Here is a 19,177-nt window from a genome sequence, read left to right on the forward strand (position 1 = left end):
ATGGGCCCACGCACGCATAGAGCGGATTTGCTCTGCCCTCATAAGGACATCCAATATCCCGGCCGAAGTCGTCGGCTCGCGAGCCATAAGCACGCCCAATGCCGGCAGAGTGAATTTCTCTTACTCGCCATCACGCCTGTCCCCTTACATTTCGCGATACTCTTGGCTCACCCGTAGGAGACGGACCCGGATGTTGGAAGTCGGCAATCGGATCGTCATGGTCACTGGGGCTTCCCGCGGCATTGGACGCGCGGTCGCCGACCGGCTCCTGTCATCGGGCTTCCGCGTATCGGCGGGGCTTCGCGATCCGAGCCGGCTCGCGGAGAGCGAGAGACTGATGACGCATCGCTACGACGCCGAGGAGAGCCCGCTCGCGTGGGTCAACGCGACGGTCGCACGGTGGGGCGGCGTCGATGCCATCGTCAACGCCGCCGGAATCAATCCGAAGGTCCGCGTCTCCGACGAGGGTGAGACCGAACTGGACGAAATGTGGCGCGTGAACGTCAAGGGTCCACTGCGCCTCGTCAGAGCCACCCTGCCCCGTCTGGCCGTCTGCGGTCATGGGCGGGTCATCAATCTCGGTTCGCTTTCCGGAAAGCGCGTCGGAAGCAATGTCGGCTACGCCATGACCAAGTTCGCAATGGTCGCCCTCACCCACGGCATTCGCCGCGAGGGGCGCGCGGCAGGTATTCGGGCGACGGTGATCTGCCCGGGCTATGTTGCCACCGACATGACGCTGAACGACGACGAGATTCCTCGCCATGAGATGAGCCAACCGGGCGACATCGCGCGGCTGGCGGAGACCGCGCTCATGCTGCCGAACAACGCATCGATTTCCGAGATGCTTGTGCACTGCCAATTCGAGCCGATGCTTTAATGCTCGGACGGAACCGCTGCCCCCCACGGAGACTGAGCGCACGTCCACCACCATGCTGCCGAAAGAGCTTGAGTAGCCGAACGCCCGTAGTGCGCCAGATACTCCTTCACCGCGTGGCTGGGTCCTCTACGAAGGGAAGAGCCTGCAGACGTTCGGCGCTCCCGAATATCTGCAGCGGCTCAATAATCCGACGCCGTGGACGCTAAAGAACCAGCCGGCTTGAATTCACGCCCGGAATTGTTGGATTGGCCAAGGCCATCTTGTCCGAAGGCGGAGAGCCGCTTGGTTCAATAAACGTAGCGCTTCCGGCCGTTCGGTTTGATACGAAAATCGAAAAGTTGGTGACAGAGTCATTGACGGAGGCCAAACTCGAACTGGAGCGCCGCATCCGATTTTGACATGGGCCGCTTGCAGGCGGAGTGCACCATCAACGGCGGCATTGTCTCCGTTCGATCTAATCCGAGCGTAACGAGATGCGCCTGTAGGTCGTGATCATCGTGTAATCCTTGCGCGGACCCGCCACGACGTGGCGAATCACAAAGCCACCATCGGCGAGGAAAGTGTAACTCGACTGATAATGGTCGAGATTGCACAGATGGCCGGCGCTTCCGTTCAAGGCGCCGTCGTCACATGCGCACAGTGAGATCGTGTGAAACAGCCGCGGCGGAGATTCCTCGAAGAAGACCTCGAATCCGCCCTCGTGTTTGCGGAAGACGTACTCGCGCTCCGCTTCAAGCTCGGTGCCGTTTTGGAGCGTCAAGCGTCCCTGCTCGCGATAGGCGAGGCGCTCCGCCAATGGCGTGAAGGTCGCGAGGCCCTTCATGCGCCCTTGACCTTCGATGACCCGGTCGAACGACCAGGCGCCGGCCAGCCGCGTCATCACCTGCGACGCATCATCCCAAGCATCGATCATAGTTTCGTTCATGTGCTCCGGACCCAAGCGTCCGGCCGCTCCGCGGTTTCGCAAAATCCGCGGGCCGCGCGTTCGACTTTGCCGTGCCGCTACCTATATCCCAACGACAACGCGTGTCGAGGCAGTGAGCAAGTGATGGCCAGGAGACCCACGACCGACGCTGACGACCTGCCCCGCTACTTCGTCTGGGTCCGCGGCCTCGACGGGCCCGAGCCACAGAAATGGGTCGACATGGAGTTTGGCGTCGGCGACTGGAAGCGGCCACTGGTGCTGGCCTGGCGGGAGTTGCCGGAGGACGAACGGCGCCTGCCGCTGTCGACGCTGGCGCGGCGATATCCGCCGCCGAAGATCGAGATTTTGTAGGGTGGGTTGGCCCCGCGGATTGCGCGAAGCGCAAACCGCTAGGCGTAACCCACCACTGTCTGTCTCGACGGGAACAGAAAGCTGCGAACGCAGCCCTCACTTGCCCCGCGCCGCGGTCGGCGTCAGGCCGAACCTGCGGCGAAAGCAGCGGTTGAAGTAAGAGAGATCGTTGAAGCCGCAGGCGAAGGCGATGTCGCTGATGCGGCCTTCGCGATGGGTCAGCAGGTCGGCCGCCTTGCGCAGGCGCAATTCGGTCAAGCGGGTGGTGAAGCTCGCGCCTGCCTCGAACAAGAGCTCGTTGACATAGCGCTCGGAAAGACCGGCCGCACCGGCGAGCTTTTGTGCGGAAAAATCCGGCTCGTGGAAGCGCGCCTCGAGGATCGACAGCACGGTTTTCAGCCGCACCGCGCGCAGGCCCCGGCGCCGTGCCGCGGCCGCAACGTCGCTGCGGGCGCCCAAGCCGATCGCGGCGAGATCGAGCAGATGCGACGCGATCGCCATGCCGGCCTCGTCGGCGGCCGCGGGATGACGAAGCAGCAGATCGCTGTAATCCATCACCAGCGACAGCGCGCCGCCGGGCTCGAGCTCAGAGCCGACGAGGTCGTCGACATCAGCGACCATCGCGCGGAGTGAATCCACCGGCAGATGCACGTTGGTGAAACGCTTCTGGCTCGCGCCATCGGCGGCGAAGAACGGCTCGTCGAGCTTGAGCAGCACCATCGATCCAGGGCGCATGGTGAATTCGCGGCCGCGATGAACCACCTGCGAGGAACGGTCGCCGGTGTTGCGTACGAGGCAAAAGCGGTCATCCCCGGTCTCGATCACCTGGCGCTTTTCCCGCCGCACCGTGACGAAACTGCCGTCGCAGCGGCCGAGCATGGTGGTGCCGATATGGATCGAGTTCATCGTGGCGCGAAACGGCACGTCGGAGGCCGGATCGAGCTCGCCGGTGTTGGAAAAATGCTCGAACAGCTCGGCGAAACGGATGAAGCGCTGCCGGTCGGACAGACCCTCCGGCAGCATCTCGGTCGAGAGCGACTTCCTGATGACGGACATCGGTAAGGACTTCCGGAAAAGGCTTCTTCGAAAAAAATCGCGCAGAAAACGATTGAACCTTGCCAGCCGGGGATGAACCCGCGCTGAAGGTCGATGGTCACAGGCTACCAGTACGGCCATCTGATTCAAGCTGCGCCGGTCAGTCCAAGCCGCGCCGCATCTGGCGCCGGACAGTCCAAGACGGCCCGCCGGGCCCCGTCCTATTCAGGCTGCGGATGCGACATCCCGCCACACGCGAATCGCGTCCGGGCAACCGGGCGGCCCCGGCCTGACGCCCGCTGGAGGAGACAACGACATGCGAACCTCTCTACCCCGCAGCCTCGTGCTCGGCGGCGCCATCGCGACCAGCCTCTGCATCGGCTACGCGCTCGGCGCGCAACCGCACATGGACGAGGCGGTGGCGATCCTGCAATCGGCCCGCGCCGAGCTTGTCAAGGCCGAGCCCAACAAGGGCGGCCATCGCGAACGGGCACTGGGGCTGATCGACCAGGCGATCACCGAAGTGCGCGCCGGCATCGCTTTCGCAGCCACCCACTGACACCCATACATCAGGGAGCAAGACGCATGATACGAACCGTGTTTGCCGCGGCGCTCGCGCTCGGCGCAATCGTCAGCTCGGCCCAGGCCATGCCGCTGGCGCCGTTTGGCGCCCAGGGCGTTGACGATGTCGTCGCGGTCGCGGGCGGCTGCGGCGCCGGCTGGCACCGCGGGCCCTATGGCGGCTGCTTGCGAAACTTCGCCAACCCCGCCGCGCATGCCTGCCCGCGCGGCTACCATATCGGCCCCGGCGGTGGCTGCCGCGGCAACGGCAAATAAGAGCCAGCCACGGCCGCTTCGCAATAGCGGCCGCTTCGCAGACAGGAGTCATGCCCGGGCATTTCTTTTGCCGATTGTGGCGGAGATCATAGACAGCCGGAGCAGGACGGCGCAATCCTGCTTGCTACCTCAGCGCGATTGTGGGCGAAATACATCCAATACTTCTTGATGCAACCACTATTTGAAGGATGCCGCCCGAGCGGGGCTTTAGGCATCCCCAACTGAATTTTCGGAGGAGTCCATGACGCACCAGGAGGCGGCGCTGCATGGCGGTCCTGCCAAGCCGGACCATACGCACGATCATCCAGATGCCGCAGGGAATGCACCAGACGCACGCCCGCCGCGCAAGCTGGTGCTGTTCGCTGACGGCACCGGCAACGCCTTCACCACCCAGGAATCCAGCGTCTGGCGTCTCTACGAGGCGCTTGACCATACCAAGCCCGACCAGATCGCTTACTACATCAAGGGCGTCGGCACCGCCGGCTGGGCGCCGCTCGCCGCGCTCGACGGCGCCACCGGCATCGGCGTGCCCGCCAACGTCCGCAAGCTCTATCGCTTCCTGTGCTGGAACTGGCGCGAGGGCGACGAGATCTACATCTTCGGCTTCAGCCGCGGCGCCTTCACGGCGCGAACGCTGGCAGCGCTGATCGCGAGCCAGGGGCTGGTGCCGGCGGTGATCGACAAGATCGCCGTGTCGCATGCGGAGATGCAGCGCAACACGATGGCCGCCTGGCGAGAGTATCGCAAGCAATCAGTCGGCTATCGCAGCCTACCGACGATCTGGGTCGTGCGCTGGCTCCGCGACGTGCTGATCTATCTCTATGATCTCGTTTTCCGGCATCGCTCTTATGCCGGCGTCCGCGAGGCCATGGACGGCCGCAAGGAAGTCAAGATCGAATTCCTCGGACTGTTCGACACGGTCGAGGCGTTCGGTGTACCGATCGAGGAGCTCCGTGTCGCGATCGACTGGGCGATCTGGCCGATCTCGTTTCGAAACTACCGGCTCTCCGACAAGGTGAAGCACGCCTGTCATGCGCTCGCGCTCGATGACGAACGCACCACCTTCCATCCGTTGCGCATCGACCAGGCCGGGCTTGCCGAGGAGCAGATCGTCAAGGAGGTCTGGTTCGCGGGCTCCCATTCCGACATCGGAGGCGGCTATCCGGAATCCACGCTGTCCTTCGTGCCGTTGGTGTGGATGGCCGAGCAGCTCGGCAACCAGCTCCGCTTCCAGGGCGGAACGATCGCGCGCTTCCGCGAGTACCAGTCGGCGATCGGACCGATGCACGATTCGCGCAGCGGCGCCGGCGTGCTGTACCGCTACGGCCCGCGGCCGATCCACGACCGCGTGGAAGATGGCGGACCGCCGGTGGTGCACTTCGGCGTAGTCGAGCGCATGCTGCACGGATGCGACAATTACGCGCCGCTGATGCTTCCGGCAAATGCCAAGGTGCTGCTGCCGAACGGAGACGTGCTGCCGCTGACGCGGGACGAAACGCGCAAGGCTATGAGGTCCGCCTACGCGAAGCGGGAAGGCGATGGTCACAAGGCGGCCGAAGCCGACGCCTTCATGGCGATGAGCCCGCCGAATCCCGAGATGGCGCGGCAGGTCCTCGACACCGTGTGGTGGCGCCGCTTCGCCTATTTCTCGCTGCTGATCGCGCTCATCATCTTCGCCGCATGGCCCTGGATCGCGCGCTCGGTCGTCGGCTCGTCCAAGCAGCACGGGCTTGAGGATACCACCCTGCTCAAATGGATCACGGCGATCGACAACGGCACTAGCACGGTCGTCAAGCCGTTCGCCGATCTGCTCGCGAGCGTGCTGCCGTCCTACGCGGCACCATGGCTTGCGATCGCGCTCTATTATCCCTTCGTCACCACGGTCCTCGTCATCATCATCTTGATCGCGTGGAACAGGAATGCGGCGCTGCGCGACAGCATTCAGGAACGCGCACGCCTCGCCTGGTACCGGCCCGACCGGATGGCATCGCGAAGCCGGGTCAGCAAATCCGGCTGGTTGCTCGCGATCGGCCGCTGGATGCGACTGCATGCCTGGCCGGTGCGCATGGCCTTCACCAACGTCCTGATGCCGGCGGCCTTCCTCATCGCCATTTTCGGCTCGGGACTGCTGTTGCTGTCGCGCGGCTATCTCGACTGGCGCGCGGGCGTCGGCGACTTCTGCAAGAGCAGCGCATCGACGCGTGCCGTCGGTGACACGCCGGTGACGGCGCGCGACGGCGAATTGTTCGACGTCAGCGATTTCTGCTGGCCGAGCCGCCTCGCGGTGGAGAAGGGCCGCAAATACCGCGTCTGGATCGAGATGGCCGATCCGTGGTTCGACCGCACCATCATGACCGGCCTGAACGGATTCAAGACGCCGCCGGATCCGACCCACCGACTCGCCGTCCCGATCCTGCGGCTGCAGGGCGCCGACTGGTTCCAGCCGGTCGTGCGGGTGGGCGCGCGCGGATCCTACGATCTGCCGCTGCAGCCCATCAACGGACTGCCGGCAAACGAGCTGCCGCGGCGGGTTAATTCGACCGTGCCGGCCTATGAGGACGAGAGCAAGGACAACTACCCGATCCATGTCGAGGACTCCCCGGAGTTCAAGACACAAGGCAGCGAATTGAATCGAGTCTGGAAGCCGTTCGGGGATTTCGAGCCGATCCCGGCCGCGGCGCTGCCGGCGGCGCGCGCGCTCTGGCGCAAGCAGGGCTTGTCCGAGCTGTTCGTCGCGGAATTCGAGGCCCCCGAAGCCGGCGAGCTGTTCTTCTACGTCAACGACGCCGTCCAGCTCTTCCCGCGGTTCATCTCCACGCGGCTCGCGCCGCGCTGGCTGGTGCCGATCCAGGGCCGGCGCGTCCAGTTCTACAAAAACAACAGCGGAACGGCGACGATCCGGCTCCAACGGTTGCCAGCGCCCCCGCCCCCATGATTATGGGTGTCGCGCCCGCAGCGCCGCGGCTAAGCTTGCCGCGCGCGCCGTGGGGGACACGCGGCCGGGACCACGATCATGACGGACCAGGGCGAGACCGGTGAAACCATCACCATCCTCCTCGTCGAGGACGACGCACCGACCTGCTGGCGTCTTCAGGACGCGCTGGTGAAGGCTGCTTACGAGGTGCGCACGGCCGGCTCGCTCGGTGAGGCCCGCAGTGCGCTTGCCGCTAGCGCGCCGCGCGTGCTGCTGACCGATTTGCGGCTGCCCGACGGCCATGGCGTCGAGCTGATCCGCGAGACAAGACGGCGCTTTCCGGACACCGAGATCATGGTGATCTCCGCGCTGGGCGACGAGGAAAGCGTGATCTCCGCCATAACCGTCGGCGCCACCGGCTATCTGCTCAAGGACGCCTTCCCGACCGACATCGCCACCACGGTGCGCGATCTCGTCGCCGGGCATTCGCCGATCTCGGCCTCGATCGCGCGCTTCATCGTGCGGCGAACGCAGAACTCGGCGGAGCCGCCGCCCGGGCCCGCGCTCAACACCGCAAAGCTCACGCCGCGCGAGATCGACATTCTCTGGGGCATCGCCAAAGGCTTCAGCTACGCCGAGATCGCGAGCCATCTCGGCCTGTCCAGGCAGACCGTGCCCGGCCACATCAAGAACATCTATCGCAAGCTCGAGGTGCACACGCGGAGCGAAGCCGTGTTCGAGGCGGTGCAGCAGGGCCTGATCAAGCTGTGAGCGAGATTGCCGCGAAGGCACCCACGCACACCAGGCGCCGGCAGCTCATGTCACGCCTCGTGCCTTATCTGCTGCTTCAGGCGTTGATCGTGATCGCGACCTTCCTCGGGCTACGGTTACTCCAGCCTAGCGACCCCGAAGATTTCGCGCTGAGCGGATTTTCACTGAGTGAGGACGGCATAACACGCCCCGTTACGCTGCCGCATTTCACGTCATCGCGCTATTCGCTTGCAGATCCTCCGCTCTACACCGGTACCTTCACCTTCAAAAGCGGCGATGCCGGATGGTCCGTGTTCTTGCCGCGCTTCAGCAACGCCGTGGAGGTCGCCGTCAACGGCGTTGTCGTGCTCGACTCCCGCCGCGATGCCAACGCCAACCGGCCGGACCGCAATACACCGCAGATCGCTGCCATCCCCTCCTCGCTGCTGTATGACGGCAGCAACGCGATCACGGTGCGGTTGTTCGTGTGGGGGCCGCTGAAGGGCTTTCTCGACACCGTCTATGTCGGGCCGGACGCGGCCCTGCGTCCAGCCTTCGAGACCCGCACGCTGCTGTTCGTCACATTGCCGGTGGCGTTCTCGGCCTGGCAATCGATCCTCGCCGTCATCCTTGCGATCATGTGGCTGATGCGGCGGCGCGAGCCAGTCTATGGCGTGTTGGCGGCCGCGATGGTGCTGGGCGTGATCCAGGCATTCATGCCGCCGCCGGTGCCGCCGACCACCGTGTCGCGGCTCGCCGGGGTGCTGCTCGCCTCGGCGCCGATCGAAAGCGCACTGATCGTCGTCTTCGGCGTGTTGTTCTTTGGCTGGCGTTGGCCTCGCTACGGCATGCTGCTGTTCGTGCCGGGGCTGGTCGTGTTCGTGATCGGCCTGATCGCTGGTCCGCCGCTACCGCGTATCCTATTCCTGTTGCTCGGTATCCCCACTGTCGGGATCAGCCTGTTCCTGATGGCCTACGTCACCGCGGCCGCATTGGTGCGGCGGCAGGATGCCGCGAGCTTCACGATCGGCTGCGCCGTGACAATCGTGCTCACCTGCTGGGTCCACGACATGCTGTCGGTATTCGAGATCGTGACCAATGAACGCACCTTCGTCTCCCGCCTGTCCTATTCGGCGATGCTGGTCGCGATCGGCGCCGGGCTGACCTGGCGCTTCGCCCGCGCGCTGAACCAGGTCGACAGCTTTGCCGGCCAGCTCGTCGCCCGCGTGCGCGAGGCCGAGGAGCGGTTGAAGGCGAGCTTTGTCCGCGAGGAGGCACGCGCGCGGGCCGCAGCCCTCGCCAACGAGCGCACGCGGCTGATGCGCGACCTGCATGACGGCCTCGGCGGCCAGCTGATCAGCATCGTCGCGCTCTCCGAGCGCGGGCAGGAGGGCGCGACCATCACCGATGCAGCGCGCGCCGCGCTGAAGGATCTGCGCCTTGTCATCGATTCCATGGAGGACATCGGCGGCGACCTCATGCTCGCGCTCGGCTCCTGGCGCGAGCGCGCCGCGATGCAGTTGCGGCCGCATGACATCGCGCTCGACTGGCGCGTGGCGACGCCACAGGGCCTGCCGCTGCACCCCGAGCTCAGGCCCTGGCATATTATCCAGATCGTGCGCATCCTGGACGAGGCGGTGACCAATGCGGTCAAGCACGCCGCCGCGCGCCACATCGCGGTTGCCATCGAGACGCGCGATGACGGCCAGGGACCGTACGGCGTGATCAGCGTCGCCGACGACGGTCACGGCTTTGCGCTTCGCGGCGATTGCCAAGCCGCAGGCGCGAGCCAGACCGCGCGCGGCCTGTGCAACATGCGAAACCGCGCCGTGCGCTGCGGCGCCGTGCTCGATCTGAGCTCGGATGCTTCCGGCACGCGAGTGCGGCTGCAATTGCCGCAGGTCTTTCCCGACAGCGACGCGGCCACGGGCTGAAAAGCCCCCTCCCCGGGCGCATGGGACGTGCGGGGAGAGGGATCGGGCCGGGATGTTGGCCTTGCGAAGGACGGGGGGTTCGTTCGCAGGCCCCCTTGGCCCGAAAGAATGCGATCAACTCAATGGAACGAGACCGTCAGCGCACGCCGACGCGATTGACCGGGCCGCCGCGATTCATCGGCGTGCCGGCGCGGATGCCGACGCCGGGCGCGCCCACGCCGGGCGTTGCCACGGCCGCAGCCGCAACGGGTGCTCCAACCACCACCGCCGCGGTCGGCCGCACCACGCAGCCCTTGGGCACGCCGACCGTCTTGCAATAGACCACCGCCTGCGCCGGCCTCGTGCCTAGCGACACCATTGCCGCGCCCGCCAGCATCATCATCGTCAGCCCGGCGCTCAGCGCTCCCATTGTTTTCGACATCTTGCTCTCCTGCTTCCCGTTCGGCGCCCGATGCAATCACCGGGTCTCGCAGCCGACGTGCAGCCTCAATGGCAAAAGACACCGCGCCAAGACATGCCATGAAGATGGGGGTGCGGCGTCCGAGCCACCGAGCCGATGCCATGAACATGGCATGGACCGGCCATGGATCTCCGCGAGATGGTCCGGCGCGCCCGATCCCGAGCGGGATCCATCACAATTCCAAAGAGGTGCTTTATGAAGACTTCAGTTCTTGCCGCGCTGCTGCTCGCCGCCGCCCTGCCCGCCACGGCGCAATCCGGCCCCACGCCGCAGGAGCAGATGGCCTGCCGCGGCGACGCCAGCAAATTCTGCGCCGAGCACATCGGCAAGCCGCCGCAGATGAACGCCTGCCTGCGCGAGAACAAGGCCAAGCTTTCGGACAGCTGCCGCAAGGTGGTGGAGTCGCGTGGGGGGTGAGCGAGCCCGCGGTTCACCCTCCCAGGAGCGGGAGGGTGAACAACGTAGCCGTCGCGGTGGGAATCACGCCCTAACCGTTGGAACGATCCTTTTCCGGCGAGATCTTGTTGGCTTCGTCGCGCGCCTTGCGCGCCGCTTCATCGGTGATCTCACGAGGCGTCGGCGCGCGGCCGGGCTTCGCGCCCGATTCCGCGTCGCGGATCGTCGAACGCAATTCTTCGGCCCTCCGCTTGCGGGCCTTCTCGTCGTCATCCGCGCTCATGCGTGTCACCTCCATCGACGCTCCAGTTCACACCAAGCTAATGGCATCTGGAGCGCCGACAAGGCCTCAGGAACCGCTGACCGCCTTGATCGCTTCCCGCAATGCGGCCGCGCGGCTCGTGAACGGATCGTCCTTTGCCGGCTTGCCCTTGAGCGCGCGCATGGACTGTTTGGCGCTGGGGCTGCCCTTGTCGAGCGCTTTGGCGCGACTTGCCTCTGTACATCGGTCGATGGCCGCGCGAACGTTGGTGCCTGTGAGCTTGAGGCCCTCGATCGGTCCATCAGCCGCCTTTGCACCTCCAAACCAGTTGCGCTGCCACCAGGTCTTTGTCGACGGCACGTACCAGCTCAGGTAGCCGTCCTTCAGGACCTGCCGCGGTTCCTTCAGCGATCCGGTGTAGCTGTAGCGGACGCCCGCCGCAGGCATCGGATCGAAATAGTTTGGCGTATAGAAGTCGGAGACCTGGATGCCGTTGATGGTGTAGGCGCAATCCGCCGCCTCGCAGGGATCGCAGACTTCGACCAGGAAGTTGACCCGTCCTTGGCTCTTGACTGGCGACTCGCCGGCAACCGTGCGGCGGCCGAATGGATCGGCGAGCATCTCCAGGCATTCGTGGCTGGCTGTCAGCGACCAGGAGCGATCGTACATGACCAGCGAGAACGGCTGGCCGTGCTTGTCCTCATGGTAGCCCGCAGCCGAAGGATCGCCGATGTCGTCCTTGATGATGATCGGCCAATAATCCAGCGGCACGTCTTCCAGATGTTCATAGGCGGCGACATCGGCGTTGATTTTCCAGATCGGCCCGAAATCGCGCGAAACCTGCTTGGACAGAGCGCCGGCGACCTTAGCCAGCTCGGCCGGCTTAATCTTCGATTCTTCGGAAACAAGTGCAACATGGGCTGTCAGCATGAATGGCTCCAATGAGTACGTTACGATCAAAATTTGGAGGCGCGGGGCGTTCCGAGAGGATTGAAATTCATTGCGCCGAAAATACTGCGAGTGCGCCGCACAACCATAGAGAAACATCTAGATAATATTCAATTTCACAAGCAGATGCAATCGGCCTTTGCTGCCCTCTCCGGACAGTTGCGATGGACAACGGACGTATCCGCGCCGAGAACCGGACGGCACACCGGTTTGGAGCGGCCCTCTAGTTCGTCAGCCCATAGACGTCGAGCTGGCCGTTATAGGTCGGGCGATAGATGCGGCCCTTCCAGACGATCGGGCGGTTGAACTTGGGATGCATGAAGGCGTGCTCTGGACCCCAGTTCTCGCTGTCCCAGATCGCCTGAAGCCGCTTCGAGCCATCCGGATTCGTCGCAAAATTCTGCGCGTCGTAGACCAGGAAACGTCCGGGGCTCAGCATCATGTTGCTGTCCTTGTAGGGGACCATTGCGACGATGATGGCATCAGCGCCGTTGTTGGCCGCCAGCGTGATGCTCCAGCCGGGCATGCCGCCCGATGGACGCGGCGATTGCGGCGAGGCGATCTCGTTGGATCCGGCGAGATAGGTCGAGGTCCCGTCGGCCGCGATCGACCACGCCCGCAGCGCGCTGTTCTCGCCGCCGACGACATGCATTACGCCATGCATGGAGGACGAAAACAGCAGCGGCGTGCCATGCAGATGCCGCGTCGCGCCGCCCGGCCACAGATTCAGTTCCATCGGCGAGGCCGGCGCCGGCGGCACGGTGGGATCGAAGAACGTATAGAGGATCGGCGGCTTCTTGAGCTTGGCATAGTTGGCGGCGAAGTGACCGGCCTGAAGATCGCCCGGTTGCGTGTCCCCAAGCACCGCGGCATTGCCGGTGTAGAGAATGCCGTCCTTGCCCGCCGCAAGCACGGCGTGAGCCGATGCGACATAGACCGGCCCGCCCGAGCCGAAGTCCTGGTCGCTCCATGCCGATTCCTTCATCGCCGCCAGGTGATGCGCCACGACCGGCGCGATCTGTGCATCCATTGCGTCGGGCCCGGACGTCACCGCGACATGCGCCGTCTCGCGCGCATGAAGCGGCGTGAGCGCCATTCCCATCCGCTTGGCATGGCCGATCACCGCGGTCAGCGAGACATTCGACGGCAGCGCGTGCGCATCGTCATCGTCGTCCAGCAGCGCCGCAGCCGCGGCGCCGACCCGGTTGGCATCTGTCCACGGCGTCCACCACGACAGCACCTCGAAATGCGCGAGAGGTCCAGTGTGCAAGGCCAGCCGCACCACACTCTCGCCGAAATCGCCTTGGTGCGGCGAGAACGCGCCGTTGCCGGTGATGACATAGATCGAGCCGTCGGGGGCAATGGCGGGACCGGCCCCGCTCTGCCACAGCCCGCCGCCGGAGCCGGTCACGGTGGAGCACCATGTAGCCGCAATATGCCAGTCATGGACGTCAACCGCGATCAACCAGCCCCGCGCCGCCGCCGAGGTCTCCCTGACCGTGCCGAAGGGAATCAGCACGTGGTTCTGCGTCAGCGTCAGTGCGCTGCGTTGCTTGCGCTGGATCGAGACGAATTTCTGCACGGGCAGGCCACCTGGCGGGGTGTAGACCGCGCCCTCCAGATTCAACAGCTTGTCATGCACCTTCGAGCCGTCGCTAATCCGCAAGCCCGCGAGAAAATGCTGGGCCCTGGCAACGCTGCCATCATCGCTGATCCAGGCGCAGGCATAGAGAATGCCGGTGGCTTCGTCGATCACGGGGGTCGAGAGGATCCCCCAATCGACATTGGTCATGTGACCGTCGATGGCCGGCGTTCCGACGATGGGACGGCCGAGATTCGTCGCCCAGATTTTTTCGCCGGTGACCGCATCGAAGGCGTAGACCCAGTTGCCCATGGTGGCTTGGAAGATCAGGTCGCGGGTCTTGCCATCAGGTGTGTGCACGCCGCCGACAGCGAGCGGCTGCGCCTCGAGCCGGGGATCGTCGGGAATAGGAATGCTGAAGAGCTTTGCGATGCCCTTGGTCCGGACAGCGGTCGCCGTCAGTACCGTCTCGGCATTGGTCGCGCCGGTCCTGGCCAGATTATAGCTGCGGGTGGTGACGGAAGCGGCCATGGTCAGGCTCCCCAGGCAAGGAGGCTTCCGGCCGCGATCAGGCTGGCCGCAGCAAGTGGTCGCGCATCGCGCGAGCCTGCGCGGCACCAGCTCAGCACGACGGCTCCGCAGGCAAAGCCGAGTCCGGCCATGATCGCGCTCGACAGCGCAAGGGCCGGCGCATCGCCCGTGCGCGACACGACATTGTCGATCGCCAGCAGCGGCGGCAACACATAGAGCCATCCCGGTGCATTCACGAGACGTTGCGCGATGGGCAGTCCGACGAGAAGCGCCGCACCGCTCGCCATCAGCAGCATCGCTGCAAGCCCACCTGCGGGCGGCAGGCTGACGCCGAGTGCCGAGCCGAGCCCGTCGCACAGGCCGAACATCAGTGCGAGCGGCAGCACATGCCGCCCCGGCACGACGAAAGACAGCGCAAAGGCGGCAATGAGGCTGTCGGCGGACGTCCACAACAGATGCAATGACATTGGGATCCTCTCAAACGATTTGTGGAGCAAGGTAGGTGACGTCGACGGAAAACGGCGCGCCGTGCTCCGGCAACTGCCGGCCCGCGACGCGAATATGATGCTCGCCGGTCGCGCCGGCCGTTCCTTCCGCGCTGACATGGTCGCCGCTGCAGACGGCCTCGACCACACTGTGCCCTTGCGCATCGGTGACGGTGACCTTGAGCGAGCCATCTGCCGGCACGCCGTGGCGATCAAGGCTGACCTCGATGACGATCCTGCTGCCCTGCTCCACCCAGATCCGCGCCGGCTCGGTCTCGGCATTGCTGGCCGGCAGCGTGTCGAGATCGGCGGCGCCGAAGATCGTTTGCGTGGTGTGACGGGGATGGCGGATGGACGCGAGATTCAGGCCCGCGCGCGAGAAGCACAGATAGCTCTGGCCCTTGCTGAAGACGTTGCTCGGGATCGTGAAGCTTGCAACGCCGTTTCCGTCGGTCCGGATATCGTCGTGATGACCGCTATAGTCGTGCAATTGCACGTTGGCCCCGAACGCGGTCTGGCAGCTGATTGTGCGCGCATTCATGGTGTCGAAGTTCAACGCGGTCAGCAGGCCGGGCGCGCCGATCCTGTTGAGCACGATCACCTTGTCATCGAGAAAGCGGCCGCTGGTCGGCCCATTGGCAAGGTGCTCGTGGATCCAGACCAGATTGTCGATCCACGGCTTCAGCCCGTAGGCGCCGGGCCAGACGCTGGACGGGAAATAATCCTTGCCATAGACGAACGGGTAGCCCTCGACCGACAGCAGGAAGGCGTAGGCCAGAAGCTTGTTGCTGATGACTTGTTGACCCGGCGAGGTATCGGTATCAGGATTGTCAACGAAGGTGCACGTGAGATCGGGACGCCAGCTCGTATAGCCGGCGCCGTCCAAGGCCCGCGCATTGCCGCCGTCGCAGGCGGATTGCAGCGCCCAATGCATCGGGAAATCGGCGACCAGCGACCGGCCATTGAGCGGCGGCTGCGTCGCCCAGCCGTTGAGGATCGCGCGATTGCCGTCGAAATACTCCGAATAGAAGAACTTCGAGGCCATCACGCCATGGGTCATGAACTCGCGCACGAACGGCGCCCAGGTGCCCTTGACGTCGTCGAAGCGTGCGCCGTCCGCGCCGGTGGTGCGGAACACCCATTCGCCGAAGTCGAGCGCATCCTCGATCGTGACGCGCGGCGGCCGGCAGCGCTGGTAGGACAGCTCGCGACCGAACGGAAAATCGTTGGGCGGGCTCGGCACGTCGTCATCGGGCAGATCGTCCGGCGGCACGCCGCGAAACCAGCCGGGCGAGGTGGCGTGCCGTCCGTTCAGCGACTGCCCGTCCGCGCCGAGATAGCGGAACACGCCGGGGCCGCCATTCTCGCCGCTGCGTTGATGCAGAACGAGATCGAGATAGACGTCGATATCGCAGGCATGCGCGACGGCGACCAGACGCGTCAGCGACGCCCTGGTGCCGTAGCGCGTGGCGACCGAGCCTTGCTGGCTCTTGCTGCCGATGTCGCGGGGATCGAACACGCCATAGCCGTCACAGCCCGGCCCGGCACCGCCTTGCGCCTTCGACGTCGGCGGCAGCTGGATTGCGGTGAAGCCGACATTGCGCAGTGCGCGAACATGCATTGCGAGGAAATCGAGCAGCCAGGGTGCGCCGCGCCCGTCGACCGGCGCAGGCACGGTCACGCGTTCGCCGTGCGGACCGAAGAAGCGTCCCCAAGCTAGCAGCGCTACTCCCATGACGCGGCCTCTGTCTGGCGGCGTCAATCATGCCTTGGACGGAGATCATCCGGAAGTTGAAACTTACGGCAAGCGCTGCCACAGAACGAACCGCCGCTCACGTTCGCGTGCGCGGCGACGCTGCGTCAGGTGCTAATCGTCGTCGGGGCCGAACAGCATGAAGCCACCGCGCGGACGGCGGGTAACATCGCGCGCATAGGAATCCTCGCGAATGTTGCGCGCGACATCATCCCAGTCGGTCAGATCGCGCCCGCCGCGTGCATCACGCGTGTCATAGTGGCGTCGCTCGGCCCAGCGCTCACGACGCTCCGCACGTCGCCGCTCGGACGCGGCGCGCCGCACGTCAGAATCCCTGGCCTTGGCATAGGCGCTGTCAGGTGAGGATGCCGGTTCGGTCGAGGCCTGTTGCTCGATGGGTTTTGTCGCTTGCGGAGGCGACGCAGGCACCGGCTTGGGCGGCTCGACCGCGGCCGTTGCCTGGGGAGGCGGCGGTGCGGCCGGCTGGGCATCGATCTGAGGACTCTGAGCGTCGGGCTTCACGTCGGGTTTGGCTTCAGCCTGCGCGGGCGCCGCGATCATCGCGCCAAAACTTTGCGATCCAGTGAGATATTGCACGCGCTCCGATGGCGCGTTTGTCGTGACCGGCGCGGCGGCTTCCGCGTGTTGCGCTATCTTGCCGGCATCCGGCCCCTGCTTGGGCGCGATCGGCTGCATGATATCGCCGGCGACGATGCCGCCGCCGAGACCAATGGCGATGGCGGCGACAATCGATCCGGCGCCGACGAAATAGGCTGTCGAGGCGCGCATCGGTCCACTCCCTGTTTGGAGCGGGCAACGCCTGTTGATTACCGGATGTTCCTGACGAGAGTGCGGTTCCTCTAAGGAACCCAAACCTCAGATTTGCTGCGCGACGTTCTCGAGTCCGATGATGCGGGCGAGCTTGCGCACTTCTTCCTTCTGGTCGTCACGCAGCTGGAACAGCAGCGGCATCGCGGCCGACTTCAACTGCTGAACCTCGTCGCAGTTCGGATCGATCTGCACGTTCGGCCCGTTGGGATTGGAGAGCTTGTTGGCCGAGATCTTGCGGGCGACGTTGCGCAGCGCAGACTCGACCGAGGGCCAGTAATATTCCTGCGACGACGACAGCTTCAGGCGATCCCTGATGCCGGATATCTGCACCTCGGAGAGCAGCGAATAGGTCTTTTGCGGCTGCGGCTTCGCGACGGCCTTCGGCTTCGGTGCAGCCTCGATGGCGGCGGTAGTTTCCGCCGCAGCGGGCGCCTCATTCACGTTCGGCGATGAATTTGTCGATGCGCTTGTCGATGAACTTGTCTTGGCCGTCGGGAAATCGGACGGGGTGGCGGCAGCAAAAGCCTGGCGCAGCGGTTCGATCAGCGCGGGGGCCTGAGACAGTCTGTCAGCGGGAACCTGCACCGGATCGATCGCGGCCGAGGCCAGCGCCAGCGTCGGAACCAGCCGGTCGGCCTTGGCGGCGCGGTTGGCGGCGACCGGCTTGGCCGGGGCCTGCGTCATCATCTCGGCGCTGACGCTGGGCACGCTGTCACGGCCGAGAATGGCAGTGGTGGCGGCACCGAGGACGAGGAAACAGGTCAGCACAATGATGGTGATGGCTCTGGACAAACGTCTCTCCGGAAGGACCGCTTCACGATGTTGTCAACGGTGCCCGGGAAAAGGGCACGAATTAAGGCTCGAGTGTGCCTTTGCGGCGACAATCACCCTGCCTGCAACGACAAGGCCGAAGAGCCAAATGAAATCAGGCAGCTGCGGCCAGATCGTAGGCGTCCTGGATGTCGGCGACGATCTCGGAAGCCTCCCAGACGGCCCGCGGCTCGACCGATTGCAGCGTCACCGTCCAATTGCCGCCCCGGCGGGTGCGGGGGACGCTGAGGATGTCGAAGCGGACATTGCGGCAGAACGGGTGGCGGGCCAGCGCATGAGCGACGCGGACGCGGATCTCGTCCAGCGTTACGGCTCTCTTGCTGTTGAGAAAATCGAAATCCATCGCCTGTCCCTCCCGTTCCGATTGGCGGCCGTGAGGGGATTCTTGGCGGGCGATGGTTAATCTGCCGTTAAGCGCCGGCTTGGGGAGCCATGCGGGATTAACCGTGCTGGGCGGCGCGGAACGCTATCGCCCCGTTGCGTCGCGGTACTCCGCGACCGTCCGGGTCACGAGATCGGCAACTGCCATCACGTCCGTGACGCCCGATGTCGAATGCCCGCCGCTCCAGATGTCGCGCCAGCGCTCGGGCCGGCTCTCGCGCGCGGCGACATCGATGTCCTTGCCGATGTCGATGGCGCCGCGTGCCGGGAGGTCGTCGGGATCGAGGCCCGCAGCGACGATCGACGGCTTCAGCATGCTGGTTTGCAAGCCGGTAAACGCGGTGGTGAGCAGAATGTCGTCGGCGCTGCTCTCGACCAGCATCTGCTTGTGGCGTTCGTCCGCCATGCTCTCGCGCGTAGCGATGAACTTTGTGCCCATATAGCCGAGATCGCAGCCGAGCACTTCGGCCGCATGCAGCGCGCGGCCATCGCTGATGCCGCCGGCGAGCACGATGATGCCGTCGTAAAATGCGCGCACCGCGCGGACGAACGCGAACGGGTTGAGCCAGCCGGTCTGTCCGCCCGCGCCCGCGGTGAGCAGCACCAGGCCGTCGGCGCCTGCTGCCGCCGCGCGTTCGGCGTGGCGGATGGAGGCCACATCCGCCAGCACCAATGCGCCGGCACCATGCAGCGGCTTCAACACCGGCGCCGGCGAGCCGACCGAGGTGATGACGATCTCAGGCTTGTGCTTGAGCAGCACGGCGAGATCCTGCTCCAGCCGCGCGTTCGAGCGATGCACGATCAAATTCGGACAGAGCGGCGCGGCCTTACGGCCGGTTTGATCCTCGTGCTGACGCAACCGCGTTGCGATTTCGGTGAACCATTCATCGAGTTGTTCCGTGCTGCGGCAGTTCGCGGTTGGAAAGCTGCCGATCACCCCGTTGCGGCAGGCCGCGACCATCAGCTCGACACCGGAGACCAGAAACATCGGCGCTGCGATCAAAGGCAGGCCGAGACGATCGCGAAAACGTTGCAGTCGATCGGATGTCAACCATGCCTCCTGATCCACTCTCGGCTCCGCGCGCGGGCTTTGC

At 65.1% G+C, this 19,177-nt stretch carries 20 protein-coding genes; 8 read left to right on the forward strand and 12 right to left on the reverse strand.

Annotated features, from left to right (window positions below):
- Positions 1–217: 217 nt before the first annotated feature.
- The gene (locus ABID58_RS09755; protein WP_354032559.1) at positions 218–877 is read left to right on the forward strand and encodes an SDR family NAD(P)-dependent oxidoreductase; all 660 of its coding nucleotides are present in this window, start codon (positions 218–220) and stop codon (positions 875–877) included.
- Positions 878–1,331: 454 nt separating this feature from the next.
- On the opposite strand, the gene ABID58_RS09760 is transcribed toward ABID58_RS09755, so the two are convergent.
- A complete protein-coding gene (locus ABID58_RS09760; protein WP_354032466.1) occupies positions 1,332–1,757 on the reverse strand; it encodes a DUF6314 family protein in 426 nt (141 codons plus the stop codon).
- A gap of 168 nt (positions 1,758–1,925) precedes the next feature.
- Here ABID58_RS09760 and ABID58_RS09765 point away from each other — a divergent pair, with 168 nt between their 5' ends.
- Positions 1,926–2,153, forward strand: coding sequence for a hypothetical protein (locus tag ABID58_RS09765; RefSeq protein WP_354032467.1), 228 nt, complete (start codon positions 1,926–1,928; stop codon positions 2,151–2,153).
- A 96-nt stretch (positions 2,154–2,249) separates the two neighbouring features.
- Here ABID58_RS09765 and ABID58_RS09770 read toward each other — a convergent pair whose 3' ends face one another.
- A complete protein-coding gene (locus tag ABID58_RS09770) occupies positions 2,250–3,209 on the reverse strand; it encodes a helix-turn-helix transcriptional regulator (RefSeq protein ID WP_354032468.1) in 960 nt (319 codons plus the stop codon).
- Between the two features lie 295 nt (positions 3,210–3,504).
- Here ABID58_RS09770 and ABID58_RS09775 point away from each other — a divergent pair, with 295 nt between their 5' ends.
- From ABID58_RS09775 to ABID58_RS09795, 5 genes are all read left to right on the forward strand, one after another.
- The gene (locus tag ABID58_RS09775) at positions 3,505–3,747 is read left to right on the forward strand and encodes a hypothetical protein (RefSeq protein WP_148755338.1); all 243 of its coding nucleotides are present in this window, start codon (positions 3,505–3,507) and stop codon (positions 3,745–3,747) included.
- 26 nt (positions 3,748–3,773) lie between these two features.
- A complete protein-coding gene (locus ABID58_RS09780) occupies positions 3,774–4,025 on the forward strand; it encodes a GCG_CRPN prefix-to-repeats domain-containing protein (RefSeq protein WP_354032469.1) in 252 nt (83 codons plus the stop codon).
- A gap of 241 nt (positions 4,026–4,266) precedes the next feature.
- Complete coding sequence (locus ABID58_RS09785) at positions 4,267–6,960, forward strand: T6SS phospholipase effector Tle1-like catalytic domain-containing protein (RefSeq protein ID WP_354032470.1); 2,694 nt, start codon at positions 4,267–4,269, stop codon at positions 6,958–6,960.
- Between the two features lie 78 nt (positions 6,961–7,038).
- Positions 7,039–7,710, forward strand: a complete 672-nt coding sequence (locus ABID58_RS09790) for a response regulator (protein ID WP_354032471.1) — start codon at positions 7,039–7,041, stop codon at positions 7,708–7,710.
- Positions 7,707–9,623 carry a sensor histidine kinase gene (locus ABID58_RS09795; RefSeq protein ID WP_354032472.1) on the forward strand — a complete coding sequence of 639 codons (1,917 nt, stop codon included), beginning with the start codon at positions 7,707–7,709 and terminating at the stop codon, positions 9,621–9,623. Before ABID58_RS09790 ends, ABID58_RS09795 begins: the two co-directional genes overlap by 4 nt.
- A gap of 136 nt (positions 9,624–9,759) precedes the next feature.
- Here the strand turns inward: ABID58_RS09795 and ABID58_RS09800 are convergent, their stop codons facing one another.
- Positions 9,760–10,044, reverse strand: a complete 285-nt coding sequence (locus ABID58_RS09800; RefSeq protein ID WP_354032473.1) for a hypothetical protein — start codon at positions 10,042–10,044, stop codon at positions 9,760–9,762.
- A gap of 234 nt (positions 10,045–10,278) precedes the next feature.
- Here ABID58_RS09800 and ABID58_RS09805 point away from each other — a divergent pair, with 234 nt between their 5' ends.
- Entirely contained in the window at positions 10,279–10,500 is a 222-nt protein-coding gene (locus ABID58_RS09805; protein WP_148755344.1) for a cysteine rich repeat-containing protein, read from the forward strand.
- A gap of 70 nt (positions 10,501–10,570) precedes the next feature.
- On the opposite strand, the gene ABID58_RS09810 is transcribed toward ABID58_RS09805, so the two are convergent.
- The 9 genes from ABID58_RS09810 to ABID58_RS09850 form a co-directional block, all read right to left on the reverse strand.
- A complete protein-coding gene (locus tag ABID58_RS09810; protein WP_148749969.1) occupies positions 10,571–10,762 on the reverse strand; it encodes a hypothetical protein in 192 nt (63 codons plus the stop codon).
- Positions 10,763–10,828: 66 nt separating this feature from the next.
- On the reverse strand, positions 10,829–11,671 hold the full coding sequence (locus ABID58_RS09815) for a hypothetical protein (protein ID WP_148749968.1): 843 nt from the start codon (positions 11,669–11,671) through the stop codon (positions 10,829–10,831).
- Between the two features lie 241 nt (positions 11,672–11,912).
- Positions 11,913–13,802, reverse strand: a complete 1,890-nt coding sequence (locus ABID58_RS37380) for a PQQ-binding-like beta-propeller repeat protein (RefSeq protein ID WP_502916393.1) — start codon at positions 13,800–13,802, stop codon at positions 11,913–11,915.
- Between the two features lie 2 nt (positions 13,803–13,804).
- Positions 13,805–14,269, reverse strand: coding sequence for a hypothetical protein (locus ABID58_RS09825; protein ID WP_148749966.1), 465 nt, complete (start codon positions 14,267–14,269; stop codon positions 13,805–13,807).
- A 10-nt stretch (positions 14,270–14,279) separates the two neighbouring features.
- The gene (locus ABID58_RS09830; protein WP_354032474.1) at positions 14,280–16,022 is read right to left on the reverse strand and encodes an alpha-amylase family protein; all 1,743 of its coding nucleotides are present in this window, start codon (positions 16,020–16,022) and stop codon (positions 14,280–14,282) included.
- A 132-nt stretch (positions 16,023–16,154) separates the two neighbouring features.
- Positions 16,155–16,829 carry a hypothetical protein gene (locus tag ABID58_RS09835; RefSeq protein ID WP_354032475.1) on the reverse strand — a complete coding sequence of 225 codons (675 nt, stop codon included), beginning with the start codon at positions 16,827–16,829 and terminating at the stop codon, positions 16,155–16,157.
- 87 nt (positions 16,830–16,916) lie between these two features.
- On the reverse strand, positions 16,917–17,663 hold the full coding sequence (locus ABID58_RS09840; protein WP_187434703.1) for a hypothetical protein: 747 nt from the start codon (positions 17,661–17,663) through the stop codon (positions 16,917–16,919).
- 133 nt (positions 17,664–17,796) lie between these two features.
- A complete protein-coding gene (locus ABID58_RS09845) occupies positions 17,797–18,045 on the reverse strand; it encodes a hypothetical protein (RefSeq protein WP_354032476.1) in 249 nt (82 codons plus the stop codon).
- Between the two features lie 123 nt (positions 18,046–18,168).
- Entirely contained in the window at positions 18,169–19,134 is a 966-nt protein-coding gene (locus ABID58_RS09850; RefSeq protein ID WP_354032477.1) for an NAD(P)H-dependent flavin oxidoreductase, read from the reverse strand.
- Positions 19,135–19,177: the final 43 nt, after the last annotated feature.

It is taken from the genome of Bradyrhizobium sp. S3.2.6 (genome assembly GCF_040546885.1).
GTDB classification, from domain to species: domain Bacteria; phylum Pseudomonadota; class Alphaproteobacteria; order Rhizobiales; family Xanthobacteraceae; genus Bradyrhizobium; species Bradyrhizobium cytisi.

What these genes read in the sequence shown, in the direction of transcription:
- ABID58_RS09755 (WP_354032559.1), top strand. Translation starts at nt 218, where the DNA reads ATGGTCACTGGGGCTTCCCGCGGCATTGGACGCGCGGTCGCCGACCGG.
- ABID58_RS09760 (WP_354032466.1), bottom strand. Translation starts at nt 1,757, where the DNA reads ATGACGCGGCTGGCCGGCGCCTGGTCGTTCGACCGGGTCATCGAAGGT.
- ABID58_RS09765 (WP_354032467.1), top strand. Translation starts at nt 1,926, where the DNA reads ATGGCCAGGAGACCCACGACCGACGCTGACGACCTGCCCCGCTACTTC.
- ABID58_RS09770 (WP_354032468.1), bottom strand. Translation starts at nt 3,209, where the DNA reads ATGTCCGTCATCAGGAAGTCGCTCTCGACCGAGATGCTGCCGGAGGGT.
- ABID58_RS09775 (WP_148755338.1), top strand. Translation starts at nt 3,505, where the DNA reads ATGCGAACCTCTCTACCCCGCAGCCTCGTGCTCGGCGGCGCCATCGCG.
- ABID58_RS09780 (WP_354032469.1), top strand. Translation starts at nt 3,774, where the DNA reads ATGATACGAACCGTGTTTGCCGCGGCGCTCGCGCTCGGCGCAATCGTC.
- ABID58_RS09785 (WP_354032470.1), top strand. Translation starts at nt 4,267, where the DNA reads ATGACGCACCAGGAGGCGGCGCTGCATGGCGGTCCTGCCAAGCCGGAC.
- ABID58_RS09790 (WP_354032471.1), top strand. Translation starts at nt 7,039, where the DNA reads ATGACGGACCAGGGCGAGACCGGTGAAACCATCACCATCCTCCTCGTC.
- ABID58_RS09800 (WP_354032473.1), bottom strand. Translation starts at nt 10,044, where the DNA reads ATGTCGAAAACAATGGGAGCGCTGAGCGCCGGGCTGACGATGATGATG.
- ABID58_RS09805 (WP_148755344.1), top strand. Translation starts at nt 10,279, where the DNA reads ATGAAGACTTCAGTTCTTGCCGCGCTGCTGCTCGCCGCCGCCCTGCCC.
- ABID58_RS09810 (WP_148749969.1), bottom strand. Translation starts at nt 10,762, where the DNA reads ATGAGCGCGGATGACGACGAGAAGGCCCGCAAGCGGAGGGCCGAAGAA.
- ABID58_RS09815 (WP_148749968.1), bottom strand. Translation starts at nt 11,671, where the DNA reads ATGCTGACAGCCCATGTTGCACTTGTTTCCGAAGAATCGAAGATTAAG.
- ABID58_RS37380 (WP_502916393.1), bottom strand. Translation starts at nt 13,802, where the DNA reads ATGGCCGCTTCCGTCACCACCCGCAGCTATAATCTGGCCAGGACCGGC.
- ABID58_RS09825 (WP_148749966.1), bottom strand. Translation starts at nt 14,269, where the DNA reads ATGTCATTGCATCTGTTGTGGACGTCCGCCGACAGCCTCATTGCCGCC.
- ABID58_RS09830 (WP_354032474.1), bottom strand. Translation starts at nt 16,022, where the DNA reads ATGGGAGTAGCGCTGCTAGCTTGGGGACGCTTCTTCGGTCCGCACGGC.
- ABID58_RS09835 (WP_354032475.1), bottom strand. Translation starts at nt 16,829, where the DNA reads ATGCGCGCCTCGACAGCCTATTTCGTCGGCGCCGGATCGATTGTCGCC.
- ABID58_RS09845 (WP_354032476.1), bottom strand. Translation starts at nt 18,045, where the DNA reads ATGGATTTCGATTTTCTCAACAGCAAGAGAGCCGTAACGCTGGACGAG.